Here is a 25,851-nt window from a genome sequence, read left to right on the forward strand (position 1 = left end):
AAAGAGAACCCGGCCGCAGCCGGGTTCTTTCGTTGCGCCGGTGCGGATTCAGAACCCGCTGACGTCCAGGCGTCCTCCGGTTACCGTCTTGCCGCTCAGCGAGGGCGTGGGCACGGCGGCGTTCATGATCGCCGCCTTGATCTGCTGCGCGCTGGAGCCGGGATGGCGCGAGGCGTACAGGGCGGCCGCGCCGGTGACGTGCGGGGTCGCCATCGAGGTGCCGTTGTAGCTGGCATAGCCCGACACGAGATTGCCCTTGGAACTGACCGGCACCGTCGAGGCGATGCCGTAGCCCGGCGCGCCGATATCGACGGTGGTGACGCCGTAGTTATAGACCAGGGCACCGGTGCTGCGCAGCGCCGCCACCGACAGGATGTTGCTGTTCGGATAGCTGGCCGGGTAGCAGGCCCCGGAGGTGTTGCCCTCGCAGTTCACGCTGTCGTTGCCGGCGGCGACCACAAACAGGATGTCGGCCTGGCCGGCGCGGTCGATGGCGTCGCTGAGCGCTTGTGAGTACGCGCCGCCGCCCCAGGAATTGTTGGTGGCGACGATGTTCAGGCCGTGCCGGGTCTTGAGATCGTTGAAGTAGTCGATCGCGCGCACGGCATCGGCGGTGCTGCCGCCGCGGCGGCCGAGGAACTTGGCGCTGATCAGCTTGACGCCGCTCCAGCACACGCCGGCCACGCCTTTGCCGTTGCCGCCGACGCCGGCGATGGTGCCGGAGACGTGGGTGCCGTGGTCGTCGCTGACGCCGCCGGAGTTGATGTTGTTGGTGTCGCCGTTGAAATCCCAGCCGCGCACGTCGTCGACGTAGCCGTTGCCGTCGTTGTCGATGCCGTCGGCGGCATCGTAGGGATTGGTCCAGATATTGGCGGCCAGGTCCTCGTGCTGCCAATAGATGCCTTCGTCGATCACGCCGACGATCACGTTGTCGCACGAGGTCGAGCCGGTATTCCAGGCCTCCGAGGCCTGCGAGCCGTACTGGTTGTTGGGGCTGCCGACGTCGCCGTACATGCCCCACAGCGTTCCGTTGGTGTAGTAGGTGTCGTTCGAGAACGCGTCGTGGTGCAGGGTCCAGTTGGGTTCGGCGTACTCGACGTTCGGGTCGTTACTGAGCGCGCTGACGGCGGTGGCGAGATCGACGTTGGCCGGCAGCTTGAGCAGGGCCAGTTCGCCGTGTCCGCGTTCGCCGCGACGCACCACCTGCAACTTCTGCGCGCCGAGGCCGCGCTGCACCGCGTCGCTCGCGCCGATGCCGGCGCCGTCGCGGTATTTCACCAGCAGTTCGCCGCTCGCATGGGCGCGGCCTTCTTTCAGAGCTTTCAGCGCCAGATCCGGCCGACCGCCGGCTTGCGCGGCGAACGACGTTCCCAGTGCCATGGCTACAGCGCCTGCGATCAAACCGACGCGGATATGATTGTTCATAAGGCTATGGACCCCATTGAGGCCGCCCAGGCAGAGGACGGCTGCGGCTGAATGTAGCGGGAAAAAAGCCGGGCGTTTGCTGCGTTGCGGCAGCCGGTGCCGATCGTGAATACGGAAGGCACGCCAAAGGCACATAAGCGGCACCTAACTGCCAGTCAGGTTCCGCTGTTCATGGAAATCCCGCCGGGTTCTAGGGGAAATCCCTCATATGGGCGCGGCTCGCAGGCGCGGCGCGATGCGCGGTTCGCCGCTGGACTGCGCGGCTCGCTCGCGTCCGTCTTTGGCGCGAGCGGCATGCGCGACGGTACTTCGTGAGGTCGCGATCGGGCTCGCGCGACGCTGCCTATCGATTCGCGATTCCATTCGGTTCCCGCCCACAGGCGAGGGCCGCGCTGGATTCCGCGCGGCGCGCGCGCGAACATCCGCGCAAGCGATAGAATCGCGGCCTCGGATTTTCGCCCTCGCGTATCCGATGTATCGCACAGGTGGACGATGGGTATCGAGATCGAGCGCAAGTTTTTGGTGACGGGCGACGGCTGGCGCGACGCCGCGCGCGAAACGGTGGCGATGGCGCAGGGTTATCTCAACGACCTGGCCGTGCTCGACAGCGGGGCGATGAAGGCCTCGGTGCGCGTGCGCATCGCCGGCGATGCGGCCTACCTCAACCTCAAGTCGCGGGAGCTGGGGCATACCCGGCAGGAGTTCGACTATCCGATCCCAGTCGAGGACGCACGGGCGCTGATGGCGCTGTGCACCGGTGGCGCCATCGACAAGCGCCGTCACTACGTCGAGCACCAGGGCCACCTGTGGGAGGTCGACGAATTCCTGGGCGACAACGCCGGGCTGGTGGTGGCCGAGCTCGAACTCACGCACGCCGACGAGGCCTACGCGCGTCCGGACTGGCTGGGCCGCGAGGTCACCGATGCCGCGCGCTACTACAACCTGGCCCTGGCCACGCGGCCCTATGCGCGCTGGAACGCGGACGAGCGCTCGGGCGAGGCGCCCTGAGCGGACGCGGCGCCGGTTTTCGTTGCGATTTCGTGAAACGGGCCTGAAAACCCATCCGCGCCCGCCGTATCGGGTCCGGGCTACGCCTGTAGCGGCTTCTGCGAGACAATGGCCCCTGCGCAGTCAGCGCAGCCATACCCGCTAGGAGTCCCCGCATGCTCGTGATCGGCGTCGCCGGTACCGAACTCACCGCGCAAGAGCGCGACTGGTTGCAGCACGATGCCTGCGCCGGCGTGATCCTGTTCACCCGCAACTTCGCCTCCAAGGCGCAGGTCGCGGAGCTGTCTGCCGCGATCCGCGCAGCCGCGCCGCGTCCGCAACTGATCTGCGTCGACCAGGAAGGCGGGCGCGTGCAGCGTTTCCGCGATGGCTACAGCGCATTGCCGGCGCTGGACGGTTTCGGCCGTCTGTACGCGACCGACAGCGCCGCGGCGCTGAAGCTGGCCGAAGAGCACGCCTGGCTGATGGCGCAGGAAGTGCGGGCCAGCGGCGTCGACCTCAGCTTCGCTCCGGTGGTCGACCTGGGGCGCGGCAACCTCGCCATCGGCGACCGCGCCTTCGACGCCGACCCGCAGGTGGTCGCCGAATTCACCCGCGCCTACGTGCGCGGCATGCATGCGGCCGGCATGGCCGCGACCCTCAAGCATTTCCCGGGCCACGGTTCGGTGCTCGAGGACACCCACTTCGACAACGCCGTCGACCGCCGCACCCTGGACGAAATGCGCGCGACCGATCTGATCCCGTTCGTCGCCGGCATCGACGCCAAGGCCGACGCGGTGATGATGGCGCACGTGGTCTACCCGGAGATCGCGCCCGAGCCGGCCGGTTACTCGCAGCGCTGGATCGAAGAGATCCTGCGCAAGGAGATGGGCTTCCGCGGTGTGGTCTTCAGCGACGACATCGGCATGGCGGCGGCGTTCTCGGCCGGCGGCGTCAAGGCGCGCATCGATGCGCACCTGGACGCGGGCTGCGACGTGGTCCTGGTCTGCCACCCGGACCTGGTGGATGAATCGCTGGCCGCGGTCGCCGATCGCAAGCTCAACACCATGGCCCTGACCGGCCTGATCGGCCGCGGCGCGATGGGTTGGGACGGCCTGCTCGCCGATGCTCGCTACGGCGCCAGCCGCGGTCGCGTCGAGGGTCTGGCCTGATGAGCGCCAAGACCGGCAACGGCGCCGACCTGGCCGCGGCGCTGGAGAACGCCGATCTGCTGTTCGACCGCGGCACGCTCGAACAAGCGATCGCGCGCATGGCCGACGACATCCGCAAGGATTACGCCGGCGAGCGTCCGGTCTACCTGACCGTGATGCACGGCGGCCTGCCGTTCGCGGCGCAGCTGGCGATGGAACTGGGCGAGCGCGGCCTGGACCTGGAGTTCGACTACCTGCACGCGACCCGCTACCGCGGTGCGACCTCGGGCGGCGAGCTGACCTGGAAGCATCGTCCGGGCACGCCGCTCAACGGCCGCCGCGTGCTGCTGGCCGACGACATCCTCGATGAAGGCCATACCTTGCATGCGATCCGCGAATGGTGCCGCGAGCAGGGCGCCAGCGAAGTGCGCATCGCCGCGCTCGCGGTCAAGGCGCACGACCGCTGCGTGCCCGGCATCTGCGCGGACTACGTCGGCGTGGAAGTCCCGGACCGCTACGTGTTCGGCTACGGCATGGACTACCACGAACAGGGCCGCAACCTGCCCGCGATCTACGCGCTGAAGGACTGAGATGGGCGACGCACGCATCGAACTGGCCGTCATCGGCGGCACCGGTCTGTACCAGCTGGCCGCGCTGCAGGACGTGGAAACGCATCAGCCGCTGACGCGCTACGGCGCGCCGTCCGGTCCGATCCGCGTCGGTACGCTCGGCGGTCGCCGGGTCGCGTTCCTGGCCCGCCACGGCGAAGGCCATTCGCTGCCGCCGCACCTGATCAACTACCGCGCCAACCTCGCCGCATTGCAGGCGCTGGGTGCGCAACGCGTGCTCGCGCTGAACACCGTCGGCGGCATCACCGAGCGTTACGGCCCGCGCGTGCTGGCCTGCCCGGACCAACTGATCGACTACACCTGGGGCCGCATTTCGACTCTGTGCGAAGTCGATAGCGAAGGCCGCGGCGGCGGCGATGTGTTGCACGTCGATTTCGGCGAACCCTACACGCGCAGCCTGCGTCAGGCGGTGATCGAGGCCGCGCGCGAGGCCGGCGTGGCGATGGTCGACAGCGGTTGCTACGGCGCGACTCAGGGCCCGCGGCTGGAAACGCGCGCCGAGATCGCACGCATGCGCCGCGACGGCTGCGACCTGGTCGGCATGACCGGCATGCCCGAAGCGGGGCTCGCGCGCGAGCTCGGTCTGGACTACGCCTGCCTGGCGATCGTCGCCAACTGGGCGGCCGGCGCAGGGCCGGATCCGGACGAGGTGATCACGCTGCAGGACGTGCTCGATCACGTCGCCGCGGCCACCGGCGAATTGCCCAAGCTGCTGGCCACGCTGCTGGCAAAGTGATCGGCATCGCAAATTTTCTGACGCTCTGCGTCAGTCCGCCGGTGCGAGAGCCGAATGTTGCTTGCCTCGTCGCCGATCATCGGTCAGACGCTTGTCATCCTCCTGTTCAGTTTGCATATACTCGCGATGCGTCTCGGTCGCCCCGACGCGATGGCGCACGACAAACGCATCCAGCATGAGGTCAATAAGGATATGCAGTACGGCACCGTGAAATGGTTCAACGACGCCAAGGGCTTCGGCTTCATCTCGCCCGAAGATGGCACCGCTGATGTATTCGTCCACTTCTCCGCTATTGCTGCGAAGGGATTTCGCAGCCTGCAGGAAGGCCAGCGCGTCAGTTATCAACTGACCCAGGGTCCGAAGGGCGCGCAAGCGTCCGAAGTGACTCCTGCAGCGTGATCGACTTGCTAGCCCGGTCCTCGCAGACTCGACACTCGCTGACGCGATCCGACTCGGACTGTTTCCAAGGCCCCGCTCAGGCGGGGCCTTTTTCTTGGTATCGCGTTTTTGAGAGTCGCGATACCAAGAGCCGCGAATTCCGGAACCGCGCATGAGCGCCGCGCTGCGCATCGGCATCGTCGGCTACGGCAGCGGCGGCCAGGCGGCCGCGCTGCTGCTCAGCCGCGACGGCCACCAGGTCGAAGTGTTCGAGCGCGCGCCGGTGCTCGGTCCGGTCGGCGCGGGCTTCCTGCTCCAGCCCACCGGCCTGAGCGTGCTTTGGGAGCTGGGCCTGCTCGACGCGGCGCTCACGCACGGCACTCGGGTGCGGCGACTGCACGGCGAGACCGTGGCCGGTCGCGCGGTCATGGACATGCGCTACTGCGAACTGCACCGGCGCTATTTCGGGCTGGGCCTGCAACGCGGCGCCCTGTTCGCGCTGCTCGACGAGGCCTGGCAGGAAGGCCGGCGCGTGCATTGCGGCCGCAGCATCGTCGCGGTCGATCACGAGCACGGCCTGCTGCGCGACGCCGATGGCGACGAGCACGGCCCCTACGACCTGGTGATCGTCGCCAACGGTGCGGCCTCGCTGTTGCGCGGCAGCGTCGCGCCGCCGGCGCTGGACCGCCCCTATCCCTGGGGCGCGCAGTGGTGCCTGGTCGAGCGCGGCGATTGGGCCTGGCAGGATGAATTGCGTCAGCGCTACGTCGGCGCGCGCCGCATGGTCGGCATGCTGCCGGTCGGGACGCGCCCGGGCGACGCCACGCCGCGCCTGAGTTTTTTCTGGAGCCTGCCGGTGGCGGCTTTGGACAGCGCCGCGAACCAGGACGAGGGCGCCTGGCGCAGCGCCGTCGCGGCGGTGTGGCCGCAGGCGGCCGAACGCCTGCGCGATACCGCGGTGCCGGAAGGCTTGGCGCAGGCACGCTACCGCGACACCGTGGCCCGGCGCTGGCATCGCGGCCGCGCGGTGTTGCTGGGCGATGCCGCGCATGCGATGAGCCCGCAGCTGGGGCAGGGCGTGAACATGGCGCTGCTGGATGCGCTGGTCCTGCGCGACAGCTTGCGCACCGCGCCGAGCTTGAACGATGCGCTGGCGGGCTACCAGCGCGCACGTCGCGCGCATGTCGGCATCTATCATTTGTGGAGCCGTTGGCTCACGCCCTTGTTCCAGTCCGAGTACGACCGCATCGCGGCGCTGCGCGACCGCATATTCCATCCGCTGTCGCGCGTGCCCGGCGGGCGCGGGCAGACGCTGCAGGTCCTGACCGGCCTGCGTCGCGGCTGGTTCGGCAGCATCAGGCAGGCGCCGGAGTTCCTCGAGGCCCTGGAGCGGCGCGCCGAGGCCTGAGCGCGGCCCGGCTCGCTGCGGTCTAGAATCGGATCATCGTCCGACCGGATCCGCCGATGTCCGACCTGCCGCCGTTCGCCACCCATCGCGTCGAGAACCAGCCGCCGTCGTTCGCCCCGCGCGATCTGTGGCGCGACGACCACGCGCTGCGCGAAGCGGTGACGCGCGAGGGCGGCGGCGAGCATGCGCAGCGGCTCGCGGCCTATGGCGAGCTGGCGGGCGACGCGCTGTATGCGCTCAGCTTCGACGCCCATCGCGACCGGCCGCGCCTGCGCAGCCACGATCGCACCGGCCAGCGCATCGATCTGGTCGAGTTCCATCCCAACTACCACGCGCTGATGCAGGCGGCGATCGAGCATGGCGTCGCTGGCTATTCCTGGCATCACGGCGGCGCCGGCGCGCATGTCGCGCGCGCCGCGCTCAGCTATCTGCACCATCAGGTCGAACCCGGCACCAGTTGCCCGCTGACCATGACCCACGCCGCCGTGCCGGTGCTGCGGCATGCGCCGGCGCTGGCGGAGTGGGCGGCCAAGGCGGCCGCGCCGCATTACGACGGCCGCGACCGGCCGATGCGCGACAAGGCCGGCGTGACCCTGGGCATGGGCATGACCGAGAAGCAGGGCGGCTCGGACGTGCGCGCGAACCAGACCGTCGCCACGCCGCTGTCCGGCGACGAATACCGCCTGGTCGGGCACAAATGGTTCTTCTCGGCGCCGATGTCGGACGCGTTCCTGGTCCTGGCGCAGGCGCCCGGCGGCTTGAGTTGCTTCCTGCTGCCGCGCTGGCGCGGCGACGGCAGCCGCAACGCGCTGCGGCTGATACGGCTCAAGGACAAGCTCGGCGATTGGTCCAACGCTTCGTCCGAGGTCGAGTTCGAAGGCGCCTGGGCGCAGCGCATCGGCGAGGAAGGCCGCGGCGTGGCGACCATCATCGAGATGGTGATGCTGACCCGCCTGGATTGCATGCTGGGCTCGGCCGCGGAAATGCGCATGGCCCTGGCCCAGGCGCTGCATCACACCCGCCACCGCCATGCTTTCGGCAAGGCGCTGGTCGAGCACGCGCTGATGCGCAACGTGCTCGCCGACCTGGCGATGGAGTCCGAAGCGGCGTTGCAGTTCTCGCTGCGGCTCGCGCGCGCGGTCGATGCCGCGCCGTCGGACCCGCGGCAGGCCGCGTTCGCGCGCATCGCCACTGCGGTAGGCAAGTACTGGGTCTGCAAACGCGCGCCGGCCTTCGTTAACGAGGCCCAGGAATGCCTGGGCGGCGCCGGCTACGTCGAGGAATCTCTGCTGCCGCGCCTATACCGGCAAGCGCCGTTGAACTCGATCTGGGAAGGCAGCGGCAATATCCAATGCTTGGACGTGCTGCGCGCCCTGGCGCGCGAACCCGAGGCCGGACGCGCGGTATTGGACGAGCTTCGCCGCAGCCGCGGCGCCGATGCCGCGCTGGATGCCCGCATCGCCGAACTCGAACCCGTGCTGGACGGCAGCGTGCGCATCGAGGAAGGCCAGGCGCGGCACTGGGGCGAACGCCTGGCCCTGGCGCTGCAGGCCGCCGTGCTGCTGCAAGCGGACAGCCCTTGCGCCGAGGCCTTCTGCCGCAGTCGCCTGGGCGGCGCGCATGGGCTCGCGTTCGGCACCTTGCCCAACGACATCGGTTTCGCGGAGATCCTGCAGCGGGCGCTGCCGGAGTGAACGCCTTGCGGGCCTTCGCCTTGCTGGCGGCGCTGGCCATGTTGGCGGCTTGCGCGCGCGATGGCGGCAACGCGAATCCAGCGCCGCCGCGCACCGGTGCGAACGCGCCGGCCCTGCTGCCGCCCGCGCAACGCGCCGACCGCATCGAGATCGACAAGTCCGAACGCCGCATGCGCCTGCTGCGCAAAGGCGAGGTGATCGGCAGCTATCGCATCGTGTTGAGCGACGCGCCGGGCGGCCACAAGTATCAACAAGGCGACGAGCGCACGCCCGAGGGCGAGTACCGCATCAGCGAGCGCAATCCCAACAGCGCCTTCCACTTGTCGCTGCGGGTGTCATATCCGAACGAACACGACCGTCGCCAGGCGCGCGAACGCGGCGTCGATCCCGGCGGCGACATCATGATCCACGGCGGCACTTCGCCCTGGTGGCGCGAGGACTGGACCGACGGCTGCGTCGCGGTCAGCGATGCCGAGATCGAGGAGATCTGGGGCCGCGTGCCGAGCGGGATCCCGATCCGCATCGATCCCTGACTTCGGCAGCCCGATGTCGGCAGCATGAAGTCGACAGTTTGAAGTCGACGGTTCGATTCAGCAGATAGAGCGCTGCGCGACGCCGACGCGTTCGCGTCGCCGCGATTCAGGCGCCCAGGATTTCTGCGCGGCGCTTGCGGCTGAGCTTGGACAGCGCTTCCTGGTACGACCACTCGACCAGCTCGCGCAGGTAGTCGGCCGGCACGCTGCGCACGTCGACGATGGTGACCCAGCGGAAGCGGCCCATCCAGCGCGCTGGCTTGATTCCGGGCACGCCGGTCAGCTCCAGGAAGCGCTCCGGACTGGCCTTGATGCTGAAGCGCCAGCGTTCCGGTTCGCTGGTCTTGAAGTAGGCGTAGGTCTTGTCGCCGACCGCGTAGGTGAGGATGTTGGACGGGTGGCCGTGCAGGGTGGACACGGCGCCGGGGAACTTCGCGCAGAATTTCTTCAGCTGGGTCGTGTCCATGCCGGCGCGGTCCTCGCCGTCAGTCCAGGAACTGCAGCTTGGCCAGTTCCGCGTACAGGCCGTCCTGAGCCAGCAACTGTTCGTGGCTGCCTTCGGCGACGATGCGCCCGCGGTCCATCACCACGATGCGGTCGGCCTTGAGCACGGTCGCCAGACGGTGCGCGATCACCAGGGTGCTGCGGCCTTCCATCAGGGTTTCCAGCGCTTGCTGCACGGCGCGTTCGCTCTGCGCGTCGAGCGCGCTGGTGGCTTCGTCCAGCAGCAGGATCGGCGCGTCCTTGAGCAGGGCGCGGGCGATCGCGATGCGTTGCTGCTGGCCGCCGGACAAACGCGCGCCGCGCTCGCCCAGTTCGGTGTCGAGGCGTTGCGGCAGGGCATCGATGAAATCGGCGGCATGGGCGGCGCGCACCGCCGCTTCGACCGCGGCGTCGTCGGCCTCGAGGCGGCCGTAGCGGATATTGTCGCGCGCGCTGGCGGCGAAGATGGTCGGCTGCTGCGGCACCAGGGCGATGGTTTCGCGCAATGCGGCCGGGTCGAGCCGGCGCGCGTCGATGCCGTCGACCCGGATCGCGCCGGACTGCGGATCGTGGAAGCGCAGCAGCAGCGAGAACACGGTGCTCTTGCCGGCGCCCGAGGGGCCGACCAGGGCCACGGTCTCGCCGGGACGCACGCGCAGGCTGAAGTTGTCCAGCGCCGGCAGGTCCGGGCGCATCGGGTAGTGGAACGTGACGTCGTCGAAGGCGAGTTCGCCGCGCACCGGCTGCGGCAGCGCGTCCGGATGCGCCGGCGCCTCGATCGCGCTTTCCTCGTTGAGCAGTTCGCTGATCCGGCCCATGCCGCCGGCCGCGCGCTGCAGGTCGTTCCAGACTTCGGCCAGGGCGCCGACCGAGCCGCCGGCGATCAGGGCGTAGAGGATGAACTGGCCCAGGGTGCCGGCGGTCATGTGGCCGCGCGCGACTTCGTGCGCGCCCGACCACAGCACCAGGGTGATGGCGCCGAAGATCAGGGTGATGGCGACCGCGGTGACCAGGGACTGGATGCCGATGCGCTTGCGCGCGGTCGCCACTGCGACCTTGAGCGCGGCGTCGAAGCGGCCGCGTTCGTAGGGCTCGCGTGCGTGCGCCTGCACCGTGCGCACCGCGCCCAGGGTTTCGCTGGCCAGGGTGTTGGCGTCGGCGACGCGGTCCTGGCTGGCGCGCGAGATCTTCTGCAGCCGGCGGCTGCCGATCACGATGGGCAGCACGGCCAGCGGAATGCCCAGCATCGCATAGGCGGCCAGGCGCGGCTCGGTGATGAACAGCATGGAGATGCTGCCGATCACGGTGATCGAGCTGCGCAGCGCGACCGACATGCTGGAGCCGACCACGCTGCGCAGCAGTTCGGCGTCGGCGGTCAGGCGCGAGACCAGTTCGCCGCTGCGGCTGCGGTCGTGGAAGCCGGCGTCCAGGCCGATCAGGTGGGTGTACAGCTGCTGGCGCAGGTCGGCGACCACGCGTTCGCCCAGCAGCGAGACGAAGAAGAAGCGCGCCGCGGTCGCCAGCGCCAGCGCCACGGCGACCCCGAACAGCAGGATGAAGGCCTGGTCGATCGCGCCGCCGCCCTGGCTGAAGGCCTGGTCGATCATGGTCTTGAACGCCGGCGGCAGGCTCAAGGTGGCGGCGCTGGACGCGGCCAAGGCGATCAGCCAGGCGACGAACAGCCCCAGGTGCTTGCGCACGAAGGGCCACAGGGTGCGCAGGCTGCCGATGGGCGCCTTGGCAGCGGCGATCTTGGCCGACGGGGTGTCGGCGGTGTCGTTCTCGACAGTAGCGGTCATGGAGTATCGGCGTCTTCGGCGCGCAGGCGTACACGATCACGGGTGGCGTCGCGCAGCTGCGCTTTCAAGGCGTCGAGGCGGTTTTCCGGCAAACGGATGCGCATTCGCACGCCTTCGGCAGCGAAATCCTCGTCCAGCTTCTCGGCGCCGTGGGCCGCCAGGGCCGCATGCACGGCGCCGGTGTCCTCGAAAGGGTAGTCCAGGCGCGCGCCGCGCAACACGATCAGCTCGCGGCGTTCGGCGCGGCGCAGGCATTCGGCCGCGCAGCCGCCGTAGGCGCGCACCAGGCCGCCGGCGCCGAGCTTGATCCCGCCGTACCAGCGCACCACCACGGCCACGACCCGGTCGTAGCCCTGGCCTTCGATCGCGGCCAGGATCGGCCGGCCGGCGGTGCCGGCCGGTTCGCCGTCGTCGTTGAAACGGTACTGGGCGCCGATCCGGTAGGCCCAGCAGTTGTGGGTCGCGGCCGGGTCGGCGACACGGGCCAGGAAGGCCAGCGCGGCCTCGGGCGTGTCCACCGGCGCGGCCAGGGCCAGGAAGCGGCTGTGCTTGACCTCGATCTCGTACGAGGCCTCGGCGGCGAGCGTGGCCGCGCTCAAGGCGCCGGGCTCATCGTTGCAGCGCGCGCAGATCGTCGGGGATGCGCACGCGCGGATGCGATTTGCGGAACAGGACCAGACTGGCGCGGGCCTCGTCCAGGCGGCCGGCGTCGCGGCGGGCGCGGATCCGCTGCAGCCAGTCGGCGCGGTCCAGGCGCGTGTCCTCGGCCACCGGCGGCAGCGCGATCGCGTTGCGCTGCATGGTCACTATCGACTGCGTCGCTACCGGTTGCGCGGATTCGACATCGGTGCGCTTGACGCGTGAGCCGGTGACTTCGATGCGGTCCAGGGTCGTGGACTGCTTGGCTTCGGCTTCGCGCCGATCCTCGGCCGCCTCGGCCGCGCGTCGGGCCTTGGAGCTGGCGAGGCTGAAATCGTCGGAGTCGGCGCCCGCAGCGGGAGCCGGAGCCGGCGGAGCTGCGGCGGGCATCGGCGGCGCATACCTCGGTGCGGCGCGCGAGGTGTCGGCGATGCCGGCCATGCTGGCTGCGGCATCGGCCGGCGCGGACGCCGCAGCGGCGGCTGCGTTCTTGTCGGTGCGCTGGCGACGCACGCCGGGCGCGGCCGGCGAGGGCGCGTCGCTCTCCAGGTAACCGTAGGCGTCGGCTTGCGCCGGTTCTTCGGCAATTTTGGCGGCGGAAGCGGAGGCAGCGGGCGGCGGTGGCGGCGCAGCGGGCGCCGGCGCCGCATCCCGTAGGCTCAGCTCGCGCTTGTTCATGCGGGCTTGAGGCAGCGCCGGCGGCGGAGGAGGCGGCGGCGCGATGGTCTGGCGCGGCCGCTCGATCATCTCGGCGCTGGTGTAGGCCGAGTCCGCGGCTTCGTGGCTGGGCGCCTGCACCGAGGGTTCCATCGGCCGCAGCTGCCAGACCACGCCCACCGCCAGGGCCATGGTCGCGGCCACGCCGACGCCGGTGATCAGGCCGCCGGGGATCGCGCTCAGGCTCCAGCGTCGCCGCGACCGCTGCTGCGGGCGCGAGCCCGCGGCCGCGGCATGCGCGGCGGCCAGGATCTTCGCGTCGAGCGCGGGCGAAGGACCGTCGTGCGGCCCCAGCCGCGCCAGGCGGTCGGCCAGGGCGCGTTCTTCGGTCGTCAACGGATCGGGGGTCTGGTGCTTCATTCGTTCAGCCTCGATCGCAGCTTGTCCATCGCATAGCGCAGCCGCGATTTCACGGTTTCTCGTCCGGCGCCGGTGATGTCGCCGATTTCCTCCAGGCTCAGCTCCTGCTCCAGCCTCAGCAGCACGACCTCGCGTTGCTCCTCGGGCAGTTCTTCGATCGCGCGCTGCAAGCGGCGGCGCTGTTCGAATTCGGACAGTTCGCGCTCGGGCGTGGTCGGATCGGGCACGCGCGCGGCGCGTTCGTCGCCGTCCTCGGGCGTGGCGGGGCGGTGCTTGAGGCCGCGCCAGTAGTCGTTGAGGCGATTGTGGGCGATCCGGAACAGCCAGGTGCTGAATGCGGCGTCGGGTTTCCAGCCGTGACGCGCGGCGATCACGCGCTGCCAGACGTCCTGGAAGAACTCGTCGGCCAGCGCCGAATCGCGGACCTGGCGCAGCAGGAAGCGGTACAGCGGGCCGCGGTGGCGCGCATACAGGGTCTCGAACGCCGCCGTATCGCCGCCCGTCCAGGCCAGCATCAATACGTCGTCGCTCGCGTCCGCAGCCGAATTCATCCGCGGCAGGGTACGGGTTGGCGCCGCGAACGGGAAGCGCTGGCGCTCCGATCGGGCGGCCCAGGTGGGGGCGGTCGCCAGTTGCATATCCGGACGAACGGCCGGAGGGCCGCGACGGGGTTGGCGGATCGGGCGCGGCGGACAGGCTATCCTGCGCTCAGCGTCGAAGGACGCAAGGCAAGGGGCCTGGAGCGGTGCAGACAACCGGAAGGCCAGCAGCGGGCGCGAGCGCGGACATACCTGGACCGGGCGACGCGCTCGCGGACGCGCTGTGCGAGGGACTTCCCGCGGGCTCGCAGGTGGCTGTGCGCTGGCTGGACGCGCGCGGCTTCGCCGGCGCATCGGTCGCTGCCGGGGCGGCCGAGCTGGCCGCCGCCGCCGAGCGCCTGCTGAACGGTGAGGCGCCTGCCCCCGGCCTGAACGATCGCCTCGAAGCCGCCTGGACCCTGGACGACGGCACCCGCGCCGCGCTGTGCGCGCAGCTCGGCGCGCCGCTGGCCGACGCCGCGCGCGCGCCCTGGCTGGCGCTGGCCCAGCGTCTGGTCTGCGCGCAACTGCTGGCCGCGCGCGCGCAGGCGCGGGCCGAATCCCTGGAGAAATCCGAACGCCTGCAGCAGGCGCTGTACGAGATCGCCGATCTGGCCGGTTCGGATCTGGAAATGATCGACATGCTGCGCCGCATCCACGGCGTGGTCGGCGGCCTGATGTACGCGGAGAATTTCTACATCGTGCTTTACGACGACGTCCGCGACAGCCTGCGCTTCCTGTACTTCGCCGACCGCATCGACACCTACATCGCCGAGCCCGAGCGCGAGATCCGCGCCGCCGAGATGCCCAACAGCCTGACCCTGGCGTTGCTGCGCCATGGCGAGCCGCTGCTGGGCTCCTCGGCCTCGATCCGCGAACAGCTGGACGTGCGCCAGGACCTGACCCACGGCCCCGACAGCGAGGACTGGCTGGGCGTGCCGATGCGCCGCGACGACCGCGTCTGCGGCGCGATCGTGGTGCAAAGCTACGACCGCCCCAACCTGTACGGCGACGAGGAGCGCGCCTTGCTGGCGTTCGTCGCCCAGCACATCCTGACCGCGCTCGACCGCTTCCGCGCCCGCGAGGAGCTCGAACGCCGGGTCGCCGAACGCACCCAGGCGCTGCAGCTGAGCAACCGCGATCTGCAGGCCGAGATCATCGAGCGCCAGCGCGCCGAACGCCTGCAGCGCGCCTTGTTCCGGATCGCCGAACTGTCGATCACCTCCGAGACCCTGGAGCGCTTCTACGCCCAGGTCCACGACGTGGTCAGCGAACTGCTGTATGCGCGCAACTTCTACATCGCCCTGATCACCGACGACGGCGAACACCTGGGGTTCCCGTACTCGATCGACGAACGCGATCCGACCCGCGAAGGCCGGCGGCTGTCCGCGGGCCTGACCGAATACGTGATCAAGCGCGGTCAGGCCCTGCTCGCCGACCGCAACCGCATCGCCAGTCTGGAAGCGGCCGGCCTGGTGCGCAGCCTGGGCTCGCAGGCGCATTGCTGGCTGGGCGTGCCACTGTTCCGCGACGACCACGTGGTCGGCGTGATCGCGGTGCAGAGCTACTCGCCGGCGATCGCTTTCACCGTGCGCGACCAGGAGCTGCTGACCTTCGTCGCCCACCACATCAGCAACGGTTTGGCGCGCAAGCAGACCCAGGACCGCCTGGTCGCCGCGCATTCCGAACTCGAGCAGCGCGTGGCCTCGCGCACCCGCGAGCTGGCCCAGGCCAACTCCGAGCTGCTGTCGCAGATCGGCGAACGCCTGCGCGCCGAGCAGCAGCTGACCCACCAGGCCTTGCACGACACCCTGACCGGACTGCCCAATCGCGGCCAACTGCTGGAACGGCTGGAGACCGCCATCGCACGCGCCCAGCACGACCCGCAGCGCCACTTCGCGGTGCTGTTCCTGGACCTGGACCGTTTCAAGCTGGTCAACGACAGCGTCGGCCATTCCGCCGGCGACGAGCTGCTGATCGAAGCCGGGCGCCGCATCGTCGCGGCGGTGCGCGCCGACGACACCGTGGCGCGCCTGGGCGGCGACGAGTTCGCGATCCTGGTCGACAATATCGACGGCCTGCGCGTAGCCGAGGAGCTCTCGCACCGCATCCTGCGCGCTCTGGGCGAACCCTGCTGGATCGCCGGGCGCGAGGTGTTCCCCTCGGCCAGCCTGGGCATCGCGATGTGGCACTCGCGCTACCGCACCGGCGCCGAGCTGCTGCGCGATGCCGACGCCGCCATGTACCGGGCCAAGTCGGCCGGCCGCGACCGTTGTGCGGTGTTCGACGAGGCCATGCGCGAGCAGGCGGTGCGCATCCTCGATCTGGAAGCCGATCTGCGCCGGGCCATCAACGGCGACGGCTTCATCGCCTACTACCAGCCCATCGTGCGCCTGAGCGATCACAGCATCATCGGCCACGAGGCCCTGCTGCGTTGGCGTCACGAGCGCCGCGGCCTGCTCCTGCCGCACGACTTCATCGGCCTGGGCGAGGACAGCGGCCTGATCGAGGAGGTCGACTGGCTGCTCTACGCCCAGGTAATGAAACAACTGGCCCAGGGCGGCGAAGGCTATGTGTCGGTCAACGTCTCGCCGCGGCATTTCCGCGCCGCGGATTTCGCCGACCGCCTGCTGCGCATGATCGACGAGGCCGGCGCCGACCCGCATCGGTTGCGGATCGAGATCACCGAGGGCGCGCTGCTCGACGACGTGCCGCGCGCCCTGCGCATGCTGCGCACCCTGCGCGGTCACGGCGTGCTGGCGCAACTGGACGACTTCGGTACCGGCTTCTCGGCGCTGTCCTATCTGCACCGGTTCCCGATCGAATGTCTGAAAATCGACCAGAGCTTCGTGGCCGGCCTGGTCGGCGAGACGCGGCCGGAGAGCGTGGCGGTGGTGCGCGCGATCCAGGCCCTGGCCGGCACCCTGGGCATCCACACCATCGGCGAAGGCGTGGAAAACGAAGCCCAGCTCGCGGCTTTGCGCGAACTGGGCTGCGCCTACGGCCAGGGTTACCTGTTCGGACACCCGGCCGAGCACGCGCAAGCGCCCGTGCTGCGCGCGCTCAGTCGCTGACGCTGACCGCGCTGGCCGGGGTTTCGCCGCCGATCTGACGGCGCGCGCGTTCGATCAGCTGCACGAATTCGCGGCGCTGGCCCCAGCGGTCGTCGAGCTTGCTGGCGCGCGCGCTCGCCTCGATCCGCGCCCAGCCCCAACCGTCGTAACGGGTGCCGCCGCGCAGGGCGTCGGCGAACGCGGCCACGGTCGCGGCGAAGCGCATCGATTCGCCAGGCTGCGAGCGCAGCTGCGAACGCAGGATCGGGGTCTGGATCAGGCGGCTGTCGTCCTGGCCCGGACGCTTGTAGCGCAGCTTGAGGTTGGCGATCTCGCCGCCGTCGCCGGCCTGTGCGGTCGCCGCGTTGCGGTAACGCAGCGCCGGCAGGCGCGCGGCGGTGGAGCCGACCGGGGTGAGTTCGTAGAGCGCGGTGACCTCGTGACCGGCGCCGATGTCGCCGGCGTCGACCTTGTCGTTGTCGAAGTCCTCGTGCCGGAGCACGCGGTTCTCGTAGCCGATCAGGCGATATTCCGAAACCAGGGCCGGATTGAACTCGATCTGGATCTTCACATCGCGGGCGATGGTCAGCATGGTCGAGCCCATCTCCTCGACGAGCACCTTGCGCGCTTCCTGGATGGTATCGATGTAGGCGTGGTTGCCGTCGCCGACGTCGGCCAGCTTCTCCGACAGCGCGTCGTTGTAGTTGCCCTGGCCGAAGCCCAGCGTGGTCAGGGCGATGCCGCTCTTGCGCTGGTCGGCGACCAGGGTTTCCAGCGCGTTCTGGCTGACGGTGCCGACGTTGAAATCGCCGTCGGTGGCCAGGATCACCCGGTTCACGCCGCCTTTGACGTAGGCCTGCTTGGCCATCGCATAGGCCAGGCGGATGCCGTCGCCGCCGTTGGTGCTGCCGCCGGCCTGCAGGCGGTCCAGCGCGTCGAGGATCTCGCTCTGGCGGTCGCCCGGCGTGGGCGGCAGCACCAGGCCGGCGGAACCGGCATAGACCACGATCGAGATGCGGTCCTGCGGCCGCAGCTGCTTGGCCAGCAGCGAGAACGCGCTTTTCAGCAGCGGCAGCTTGTCGGGCTGGTCCATCGATCCGGAGGTGTCGATCAGGAACACCAGGTTGGCCGGCGGCAGCGTCGCCTTGGGCACGTCGTAGCCCTTGATGCCGATCATCAGCAGCTGGCGTTGCGAGTTCCACGGCGCCGGCGCCAGTTCGGTGGTGACGCGGAACGGCGTTTCACGCGAAGTCGGGGCGGGGTGGCCGTAGTCGAAGTAGTTGATGAACTCCTCGGCGCGGACCGCATCGGCCGGCGGGCGCACACCTTGGTTGAGCATGCGGCGCACGTTGGCGTAACTGCCGGTGTCGACGTCGATCGAGAACGTGGACAGCGGCTCGTCGGCGGTGCGGCGGACCGGGTTGTCTTCGTGCGCGGCGTATTTCTCGGTGTTGCTGGCTTGCTGCTGGGGCTGCAGTACGCCCATGCCGGCCACGGCTTGCGGTGCCATCACCGGCGACGCAGTTTCCATCTGCACGCGCTTCATGCGGCTGCCGGCGACGTCGACGCGCTCGGGCAGCGGCGGGGCGAGTTGCAGAGCGTATTCGGCGTGGCGCGGTTCGGACGGCGGCGCGGGCGGCGCGGCCGGGGCGACGACCAGGTTCGCAGCGGGAAGCTCGACGCTGCGGGTCGCGTTCTTGTCGGCGGCGGCTTGCGCCGAATCGGCGGCGGAGACCGCGCCACGCGCCGCGGCCAGCTCGGCCGCCGACGGCGTGTTCTGGACCGCGTAGCGATCGACGCGCTGATCGGTCTCGGCCGCGCTGGGCGCGTCGTCGCGGGTGCTGGAGTGGCAGGCGCTGAGCGCGAGCGCGCTCAGGACGGCGACGAACAGGAGGGAGCTGGGGTAGGGCAGCGGCTTGGCGTTCATGCGGGCGGTTCCCAGGGAGGTCCTGGGTGCAAACGCATGGCCCGCGCGAGTGGGGTTAGGCCGTCGTGCCGGCTTTCCGTGGGAGCGGCACGAGCCGCGATCGGCCGCCCACCCGGGCTCGAGACCGCGCAGCGGCTTGGAGTTTCGATCGCGGCTCACGCCGCTCCCACAGAAAGTAGGAACGGGCGTTTAAGGGGTAGCCTCCCGCTTGGGCGGGCAGCCGATCGCGGCCTACGCCGCTCCCGCGGAAGGCGAGAACGGGCGGCTCACGCCACCGGGTCGCGGATCACCAGCAGGCGCTGCTCGGTCATGTCCTCGATCGCATAGCGCACGCCCTCGCGGCCGAGGCCGGAGTGCTTCACGCCGCCGTAGGGCATGTTGTCGACGCGGAAGCTGGGCACGTCGCCGACGATCACGCCGCCGACTTCGAGCCGGTCCCAGGCGCGCATCGCGTGATCCAGGCGGCCGGTGAACACGCCGGCCTGTAGACCGAAGTCGCTGTCGTTGACCTGGGCCAGGGCCTGGTCGAAATCGTCGAACGGGGCCATGAACGCGACCGGGCCGAACACCTCCTGGCGGTACAGATCGCTGTCGCGCGGCACCTTCTCCAGCAGCGTCGCCGGCAGCATGTTGCCGCGGCGTTCGCCGCCGGCGATGAGTTTGGCGCCGCCCTTGCGCGCGGCCGCGACCCAGGACTCGATGCGCTTGGCCGCGGCCTCGTCGATCACCGGACCGATGAAAGTGCGTTCGTCGCGCGGGTCGCCCATGCGCAGCTTCGACACTGCGTCCTTGAGCTTCTTGCGCAGCTTGTCGTAGATCGCCGCATGCGCGTAGATGCGCTGCACGCTGATGCAGCTCTGGCCGCTCTGGTAGTAGGCGCCGAACACCAGGCGCTCGACCAGGTGGTCCAGCGATACGCCCGGGTCCTCGTCGACGATGCAGGCGGCGTTGCCGCCCAGTTCCAGGGTCACCTTCTTGCGGCCCGCGCGCGCCTTGAGCTCCCAGCCGATCAGGCCGCCGGTGAAGCTCAGCAGGGCGATGCGCTCGTCCTCGGTCAGCGCCGCGGCGTCTTCGTTGGAGCAGCAGATCACCGAGAACGCGCCCTTGGGCAGGTCGGTCTCGGCCAGGACTTCGCCGATGATCAACGCGCCGACCGGCGTCTTCACCGCCGGCTTGAGCACGAACGGGCAGCCGGCCGCGATCGCCGGGGCGACCTTGTGCGCGACCAGGTTGAGCGGAAAGTTGAACGGGGTGATGAAGCTGCACGCGCCCACCGGCACGCGCTTGACCATGCCGCGGTAGCCGCGCGTGCGCGGCGAGATCTGCAGCTCGATGATCTCGCCGTCCATGCGCGTGGCTTCGCCGGCGGCGATGCGGAAGGTGTCGATCAGGCGGGTGACTTCGCCGCGCGCGTCCCTGATCGGCTTGCCGGCCTCGATGCACAGCGCCAGCGACAGTTCCTCGTGGCGTTCGCTGAAGCGCTTGACGCAGTGTTCGAGTACGTCGCGGCGCGCGTCCGGAGGAAACGCGGCCATGGCTTCGCGCGCCTTGTGCGCGGCCACGATCGCCTTGCGCACCACGGCGGCGTCGGCGAAGGCGACCCGGGTCGCGACCTTGCCGCTGTACTTGTCGAGCACCTCCAGGTCGGTATTGGCCGCGACCGGGCGGTTGGCGAGGTAGTAGGGGTAGCTGCTCTTGAGTCCGGAAGAGGCTGGTTTGGATTGCGGCCTGGATTGCGGCTTGGACGCGGACTTCGATGAGGACTTGGCCATGACGGATTCCGATTGCGAACGGGATGATCGAAGGGGCTGGGGCTCAGCGCACTGCGGCGCTCAGGCGCGGGATGTCTTCGTTGAGGATGCGGTCGTCGTCGGCGTAGTCGATCGGCACCTCGATCAAGTCGACGCTGGGCGTGTCCAACGCGCGCTGCAGCAGCGGCAGGAACTCGTCGGTGCTGGCCGGCCGGTGTCCGCGCGCGCCGTAGCTTTGCGCGTATTTGACGAAGTCCGGGTTGCCCAGGTCCATGCCGAAGCTCGGGTAGCGTTCGTGCGCCTGCTTCCACTTGATCATGCCGTAGGCGTCGTCGCGCAGCACCAGCACGGTCAGGTCCAGGCCCAGGCGCACCGCGGTTTCGATCTCCTGCGAGTTCATCATGAAGCCGCCGTCGCCGCAGACCGCGAGCACGCGCCGGTCGGGATGGACGATGCGCGCGGCCATCGCCGAGGGCAGGCCCGCGCCCATGGTCGCCAGGGCGTTGTCCAGCAGCAGGGTGTTGGGCCGGCGGCAGCGGTAACCGCGCGCGAACCAGAGTTTGTACAGGCCGTTGTCGAGACAGACGATGTCGCGCTCGCCCATCGCGATGCGCACGTCGGCGACCAGGCGCTGCGGCACCAGCGGATAGCGAGGGTCGGCGTTGCGCTCGTCGATCTGCGCGTCCAGGGCGTTGCGCACCCGGTCGAAGAAGGCGAAGTCCCAATGCGGCTGCGGTTCGATCGCTTCGGACAGCTGCCAGACCGCATTGGCGATGTCGCCGATGACTTCTATCTGTGGGAAATACACCGCATCGACTTCGGCGCCGGCGTAGTTGACGTGAATCACCGTGCGCCGGCCTTCGCGCATGAAGAACGGCGGCTTCTCGATCACATCGTGGCCGATGTTGACGATGCAGTCGGCGGCGTCGATGGCACGGTGGACGAAATCGTGGTCGGACAGCGCCGCGTTGCCCAGCCACAGCGGATCGGTCTCGTCGACCACGCCCTTGCCCATCTGGGTGGTGAAGAAGGGGATGCGCAGCTTGGCGATCAGGGCGCGCAACTGGCGCGCGGTGGCTTTGCGGTTGGCGCCGGCGCCAACCATCAGGATCGGGTGGCGCGCGCGCATGATCGCGGCGGCGGCATGGGCGATGGCCTTGTCCTCGGCCAGCGGGCGGCGCGAGTACGAGGCCGGGATCAGGCGCGCCTCGGTCGGGTCGGCGGCGATGTCCTGCGGCAGTTCCAGGTGGGTGGCGCCGGGACGCTCCTCTTCGGCGCGCCGGAAGGCTTCGCGCACGCGCGCCGGGATCGCGTCGGCGGAGACGATCTGGCGCGTGTACTTGGTCAGCGGACGCAGGGTGTCGACCACATCGACGATCTGGAAGTGGCCCTGTTTGCTGGTCTTGATCGGCTTCTGCCCGGTGATCATCAGCATCGGCATGGCGCCGAGCTGGGCGTAGGCCGCGGCGGTGACCAGGTTTGTCGCCCCGGGACCGAGGGTGGACAGGCAGACGCCGGCCTTGCCGGTGAGGCGGCCGTAAGTCGCGGCCATGAAGCCGGCAGCCTGTTCGTGGCGGGTCAGAACCAGCTTGATCGAGGAGGTGCGCAGCGATTCGAGCAGGTCCAGGTTCTCCTCGCCGGGGATGCCGAACACGTATTCGACGCCTTCGGCTTCGAGCGCGGCGACGAACAGATCGGACGCCTTGGTCATGCGGGACTCCGTGTAGGGCTGCGCCCGAGTCCTGCGATCCTCGCCCAGATCGTGTTAGCGGTGGGCGATGGCGGGGCGCCCGTGGCGGAACGCTGCGTCGCGTCGGGGGAGGGCGGCGGCAGGCGCGGCTGCGGCGGCGTTCGTGGTGGCGCTATCGCGGCTTACGCCGCTCCCACAGGACAGCAATCGCGCCTGTGGCGCCCGCGACGCTGGTCGGTCGGAGCGCTCTTACTGTGGGAGCGGCGTAAGCCGCGATGAAATCCACCCGCAACGCGGCCCGAACCGCGCCTGGCCTCAGGCGGCTCCGTCGCCGCCAGGTTCCCCGCCTTCCACCTTCAGGCGCAGGCGTCCGTCCTGGACCCGCGCGCTCAGGCGATCGCCCGGCGCGGCGTCGAGCACGCTGCGCACCACGTGCCCGTCCTCGCGTTGCAGGATCGCGTAGCCGCGGGCGACGGTGGCCAGCGGGCTGACCGCTTCCAGCGAACGCGCCAGGCCGCGCAGGCGCAGCGCCTGATGGGCGAGTTGGCGCACTACCGCCGCGCGCGGACGCGGCGCGAGCACCGCCAGGCGTTCGCGCAGGGCGGCGAGCCGGCGTTGCGGATGGGTCGCGCGCAGCACCGCGTCGGTGTGGCGCAGGCGCGCGCGTTCGCGTTCCAGCCGGCGCTGCCAGGCCGCGCTGAGCCGACGCAGGGCCTCGGCCTGGCGTCGGCGCAGTGCGTCCAGGCGCGCCTGCGGGCGCAGTGCGTTGAGCCGCAGCGCGGCGCGGTCGGCGCGCTGCATGGCCTGGCGCAGGCGTTGCAGTTGCTGGCTGCGCAGGCGCGCGTCGAGCTGGCGCAGTCGGCGCAGCAGTTCTTCGCGATCCGGAACGATCAGTTCGGCCGCGACCGACGGCGTCGGTGCGCGCACGTCGGCGGCGAAATCGGCGAGGCTGAAGTCGGTCTCGTGGCCGATCGCCGACACCACCGGCACTTCGCAGGCCGCGATCGCGCGCGCCAGGCGTTCGTCGTTGAAGGCCCACAGGTCCTCCAGCGAGCCGCCTCCGCGCGCCAGCACCAGCACGTCGTAGCGGTCCGAGGCGGCGGCGCGCTGCAGCATGGCGGTGATCTGGGCCGCCGCGCCTTCGCCCTGCACCGGCACCGGCAGCACCTCGGCCTGGATCAGCGGGAAGCGCCGCGCGAGCACGCTGAGCACGTCGCGCACCGCCGCGCCGCTGGGCGAGGTGATCACGCCCACGCGCGCCGGGAGTCGCGGCAGCGGGCGCTTGCGCTCGGCGTCGAACAGGCCCTCGGCCTGCAGCCGCGCCTTGAGTTCCTCGAACGCGCGCCGCAGCGCGCCTTCGCCGGCCTCTTCCATGTGGTCCAGCACCAGCTGGTAATCGCCGCGCGCTTCGTACAGGGTCAGGCGGCCGCGCGCGAGCACGCGCTGGCCCTCGCGCGGGACGAACTTCAGCCAGCTGCTCTTGGGCTTGAACATCGCGCAGCGCACCTGCGCACGCGTGTCCTTGAGCGTCATGTACAGGTGCCCGGACGACGGGCGCGAGAGATTGCCCAGCTCGCCCTCGACCCAGATCAGCGGGAACGTGTCCTCGAGCAGGTTGCGCGCCAGGGCATTGAGCTGGCTGGGCGTGAGGACGTGGTCGGGCGCGGGGGCGTTCATGTTCGGGCAGGGATTACGGCCGGATACCGTACTGCGTTTGGGGCCGGGATTGGGGATTCGGGATTTGGGATTCGTTAAAGCGGGAATACGCGTCGCGCAGGCGGATCCGCCCGCGCGGCCTTACAATATCGGCATGAATTCCGACGCTCCCTTGCCCTGCGCCCCTTCCGGTTTCGGCCCCCTGCCGCGTCGCCTGACCCGTAGCGTGCGGGTCGGCGCGATCGAGGTCGGCGGCGGTGCGCCAGTGGTGGTGCAGTCGATGACCAATACCGACACCGCCGACATCGCCTCGACCGTCAAACAGGTCTCCGAGCTCTGGCGCGCCGGTTCCGAGCTGGTGCGGGTCACGGTCAACACCGCCGAGGCCGCCGCGGCGGTACCGCGGATCGTCGACAAGCTGGCGATGATGGGCATCGACGTGCCGATCATCGGCGACTTCCACTACAACGGCCATCAGCTGCTTAGCGCCGAGCCGGCCTGCGCCGAAGCCCTGGGCAAGTACCGCATCAATCCCGGCAACGTCGGCTTCGGCAAGAAGAAGGACAGCCAGTTCGCGACCCTGATCGAGTTCGCGATCAAGTACGGCAAGCCGGTCCGCATCGGCGCCAATTGGGGCTCGCTGGACCAGGCGCTGGCGGCGACCCTGATGGACGAGAACCACGCCCGCGCCGAACCCTGGGACGCCGGCCGGGTGCTGCGCGAGGCGCTGATCCGTTCGGCCCTGGATTCGGCGCAGCGCGCGGTCGAGATCGGCCTGCCGGCCGACCGCATCGTGCTCAGCGCCAAGGTCAGCGGCGTGCAGGAACTGATCGCGGTCTATCGCGAACTGGCCAACCGCGGCGATTACGCGCTGCACCTGGGTCTGACCGAAGCCGGCATCGGCAGCAAGGGCATCGTCGCCTCCAGCGCCGCCCTCGGCGTGCTGCTGCAGGAAGGCATCGGCGACACCATCCGCATTTCGCTGACGCCCGAACCCGGCCAGTCGCGCAACAACGAGGTCATCGTCGCCCAGGAACTGCTGCAGACCATGGGCCTGCGCGCGTTCACGCCGATGGTCACCGCCTGTCCGGGCTGCGGCCGCACCACCAGCAGCTTCTTCCAGGAACTCGCGCAGAAGGTCCAGGAACACGTGCGGGCGAAGATGCCGGAGTGGAAGATCAGCCACCCCGGCGCCGAGAACCTGACCCTGGCGGTGATGGGCTGCGTGGTCAACGGGCCCGGCGAATCGCGCCACGCCAACATCGGCATCTCGTTGCCCGGTACCGGCGAAGCGCCGTCGGCGCCGGTGTTCGAGGATGGCGAGAAGACCGTAACCCTGCGCGGCGAGCGCATCGCCGACGAGTTCGTCGACCTGATCGACCGCTACGTCGAACGCAACTATGCTGCCCGCGCGCCGGGCGCTTGAATCCCCGCACGGCGACGGCGCGCAGGCGCTGAAGCTCGAAGCGCGCTTCGGCGCGGCATTCCTGCGCCGTTACGGCCTGCGCCTGCTGCTGGTGTTCGTCGGCCTGCTGCTGCCGCTATGGGCCTTCGCCGAACTCGCCGACGAAATCCACGAACAGGAAGCGATCCCGTTCGACGTGCCGATCCTGCAGTTCGCCCATTCGCTGGCGCGCGAGGGCTTCGACAGTTTTTTCGTGCCGATCAGCCAGCTCGGCTATCTCTACGGCGTGGTCCCGTTCGATATCGGCTTCACTCTGGTGCTGGTCTATCTGCGCCGTTTCCGCGAAGCGACCTACGCCGCGGTCGCGCTGGGCGGCTCGGCGCTGCTCAACCTCGCCGCCAAGCAGGGCTTCGCGCGCGACCGGCCCTCGCTTTGGGAATCGATCGCGCCCGAGCACAACTACAGCTTCCCCAGCGGCCATGCGATGGGCTCGGCGACCCTGGCCTGCGTGCTGACCCTGCTGGCCTGGCGCACCTGCTGGCGCTGGCCGGTGGCGGTGGCGATGGCCGCGTTCGTGACCCTGGTCGGCCTGTCCCGGGTCTACCTGGGCGTGCATTACCCCTCCGACATCCTGGCCGGCTGGTCCGTGGCCACGGCCTGGGCGGTGGCGGTGTATCTGATCGCGTTCCGCGGCGGAGTGGGGCCGTGGCTGGAAGTAGGTCGGCGCCCCTAGTCGCGACGCTATTCACGACTAGCCAAAACCAGCCCCGTTGTTGCGGGCATTCCCGGGCGTCGGCCGGGTCAGCCAGCACCAGCGGACACCGTAAGGCTGGCCGATTCTTGCATCGCGGC

The 25,851-nt window shown here is 69.9% G+C and carries 21 protein-coding genes; 11 read left to right on the plus strand and 10 right to left on the minus strand.

What is annotated here, in order from left to right:
* Positions 1–48: 48 nt before the first annotated feature.
* Positions 49–1,380, minus strand: coding sequence for a S8 family peptidase (locus ASD78_RS17200; protein WP_235565916.1), 1,332 nt, complete (start codon positions 1,378–1,380; stop codon positions 49–51).
* A gap of 537 nt (positions 1,381–1,917) precedes the next feature.
* On the opposite strand from ASD78_RS17200, the gene ASD78_RS17205 reads away from it, so the two are divergent.
* The 8 genes from ASD78_RS17205 (at position 1,918) to ASD78_RS17240 (ending at position 8,941) form a co-directional block, all read left to right on the plus strand.
* A complete protein-coding gene (locus ASD78_RS17205) occupies positions 1,918–2,433 on the plus strand; it encodes a CYTH domain-containing protein (protein WP_055909775.1) in 516 nt (171 codons plus the stop codon).
* Positions 2,434–2,588: 155 nt separating this feature from the next.
* Complete coding sequence (gene nagZ / locus ASD78_RS17210; protein ID WP_056103642.1) at positions 2,589–3,584, plus strand: beta-N-acetylhexosaminidase; 996 nt, start codon at positions 2,589–2,591, stop codon at positions 3,582–3,584.
* A complete protein-coding gene (locus ASD78_RS17215) occupies positions 3,584–4,153 on the plus strand; it encodes a hypoxanthine-guanine phosphoribosyltransferase (protein ID WP_056103644.1) in 570 nt (189 codons plus the stop codon). Before nagZ ends, ASD78_RS17215 begins: the two co-directional genes overlap by 1 nt.
* A gap of 1 nt (position 4,154) precedes the next feature.
* Positions 4,155–4,928, plus strand: a complete 774-nt coding sequence (locus ASD78_RS17220; RefSeq protein ID WP_056103646.1) for an S-methyl-5'-thioinosine phosphorylase — start codon at positions 4,155–4,157, stop codon at positions 4,926–4,928.
* Between the two features lie 192 nt (positions 4,929–5,120).
* Entirely contained in the window at positions 5,121–5,327 is a 207-nt protein-coding gene (locus ASD78_RS17225; protein WP_055910042.1) for a cold-shock protein, read from the plus strand.
* Positions 5,328–5,478: 151 nt separating this feature from the next.
* A complete protein-coding gene (locus ASD78_RS17230; protein ID WP_056103649.1) occupies positions 5,479–6,714 on the plus strand; it encodes an NAD(P)/FAD-dependent oxidoreductase in 1,236 nt (411 codons plus the stop codon).
* A 56-nt stretch (positions 6,715–6,770) separates the two neighbouring features.
* Complete coding sequence (locus tag ASD78_RS17235) at positions 6,771–8,408, plus strand: acyl-CoA dehydrogenase family protein (RefSeq protein ID WP_156087843.1); 1,638 nt, start codon at positions 6,771–6,773, stop codon at positions 8,406–8,408.
* A complete protein-coding gene (locus ASD78_RS17240) occupies positions 8,405–8,941 on the plus strand; it encodes a L,D-transpeptidase family protein (protein ID WP_056103652.1) in 537 nt (178 codons plus the stop codon). Before ASD78_RS17235 ends, ASD78_RS17240 begins: the two co-directional genes overlap by 4 nt.
* A gap of 106 nt (positions 8,942–9,047) precedes the next feature.
* Here the strand turns inward: ASD78_RS17240 and ASD78_RS17245 are convergent, their stop codons facing one another.
* Genes ASD78_RS17245 through ASD78_RS17265 form a run of 5 tightly spaced genes read right to left on the minus strand, consistent with a single transcriptional unit; the run spans position 9,048 to position 13,490 of the window.
* The gene (locus tag ASD78_RS17245) at positions 9,048–9,407 is read right to left on the minus strand and encodes an MmcQ/YjbR family DNA-binding protein (RefSeq protein ID WP_055909791.1); all 360 of its coding nucleotides are present in this window, start codon (positions 9,405–9,407) and stop codon (positions 9,048–9,050) included.
* Between the two features lie 19 nt (positions 9,408–9,426).
* Entirely contained in the window at positions 9,427–11,223 is a 1,797-nt protein-coding gene (locus ASD78_RS17250; RefSeq protein ID WP_082575682.1) for an ABC transporter transmembrane domain-containing protein, read from the minus strand.
* Complete coding sequence (locus ASD78_RS17255) at positions 11,220–11,822, minus strand: YigZ family protein (RefSeq protein ID WP_055909794.1); 603 nt, start codon at positions 11,820–11,822, stop codon at positions 11,220–11,222. Before ASD78_RS17255 ends, ASD78_RS17250 begins: the two co-directional genes overlap by 4 nt.
* 10 nt (positions 11,823–11,832) lie before the next feature.
* On the minus strand, positions 11,833–12,939 hold the full coding sequence (locus ASD78_RS17260) for a hypothetical protein (RefSeq protein ID WP_056103655.1): 1,107 nt from the start codon (positions 12,937–12,939) through the stop codon (positions 11,833–11,835).
* Positions 12,936–13,490, minus strand: coding sequence for an RNA polymerase sigma factor (locus ASD78_RS17265; RefSeq protein WP_055909801.1), 555 nt, complete (start codon positions 13,488–13,490; stop codon positions 12,936–12,938). Before ASD78_RS17265 ends, ASD78_RS17260 begins: the two co-directional genes overlap by 4 nt.
* 299 nt (positions 13,491–13,789) lie before the next feature.
* On the opposite strand from ASD78_RS17265, the gene ASD78_RS17270 reads away from it, so the two are divergent.
* Positions 13,790–16,591 carry an EAL domain-containing protein gene (locus ASD78_RS17270; RefSeq protein ID WP_343123539.1) on the plus strand — a complete coding sequence of 934 codons (2,802 nt, stop codon included), beginning with the start codon at positions 13,790–13,792 and terminating at the stop codon, positions 16,589–16,591.
* Here ASD78_RS17270 and ASD78_RS17275 read toward each other — a convergent pair.
* The 4 genes from ASD78_RS17275 to xseA form a co-directional block, all read right to left on the minus strand.
* Complete coding sequence (locus ASD78_RS17275; protein ID WP_056103659.1) at positions 16,581–18,497, minus strand: VWA domain-containing protein; 1,917 nt, start codon at positions 18,495–18,497, stop codon at positions 16,581–16,583. The genes ASD78_RS17270 and ASD78_RS17275 overlap by 11 nt on opposite strands.
* Before the next feature lie 266 nt (positions 18,498–18,763).
* Positions 18,764–20,269, minus strand: a complete 1,506-nt coding sequence (locus ASD78_RS17280) for an aldehyde dehydrogenase family protein (protein ID WP_082575683.1) — start codon at positions 20,267–20,269, stop codon at positions 18,764–18,766.
* 43 nt (positions 20,270–20,312) lie between these two features.
* Entirely contained in the window at positions 20,313–21,959 is a 1,647-nt protein-coding gene (locus ASD78_RS17285; protein WP_056103662.1) for an acetolactate synthase large subunit, read from the minus strand.
* A gap of 294 nt (positions 21,960–22,253) precedes the next feature.
* A complete protein-coding gene (xseA, locus tag ASD78_RS17290) occupies positions 22,254–23,615 on the minus strand; it encodes an exodeoxyribonuclease VII large subunit (protein WP_056103665.1) in 1,362 nt (453 codons plus the stop codon).
* 133 nt (positions 23,616–23,748) lie between these two features.
* Here xseA and ispG point away from each other — a divergent pair, with 133 nt between their 5' ends.
* Complete coding sequence (gene ispG / locus ASD78_RS17295; RefSeq protein ID WP_056103668.1) at positions 23,749–25,020, plus strand: flavodoxin-dependent (E)-4-hydroxy-3-methylbut-2-enyl-diphosphate synthase; 1,272 nt, start codon at positions 23,749–23,751, stop codon at positions 25,018–25,020.
* Positions 24,995–25,732, plus strand: coding sequence for a phosphatase PAP2 family protein (locus ASD78_RS17300; RefSeq protein ID WP_082575684.1), 738 nt, complete (start codon positions 24,995–24,997; stop codon positions 25,730–25,732). The genes ispG and ASD78_RS17300 overlap by 26 nt, the downstream gene beginning before the upstream one ends.
* Positions 25,733–25,851 lie beyond the last annotated feature (119 nt).

The sequence above is a fragment of the Lysobacter sp. Root667 genome (assembly GCF_001427715.1).
Classification (GTDB): Bacteria; Pseudomonadota; Gammaproteobacteria; order Xanthomonadales; family Xanthomonadaceae; genus Lysobacter.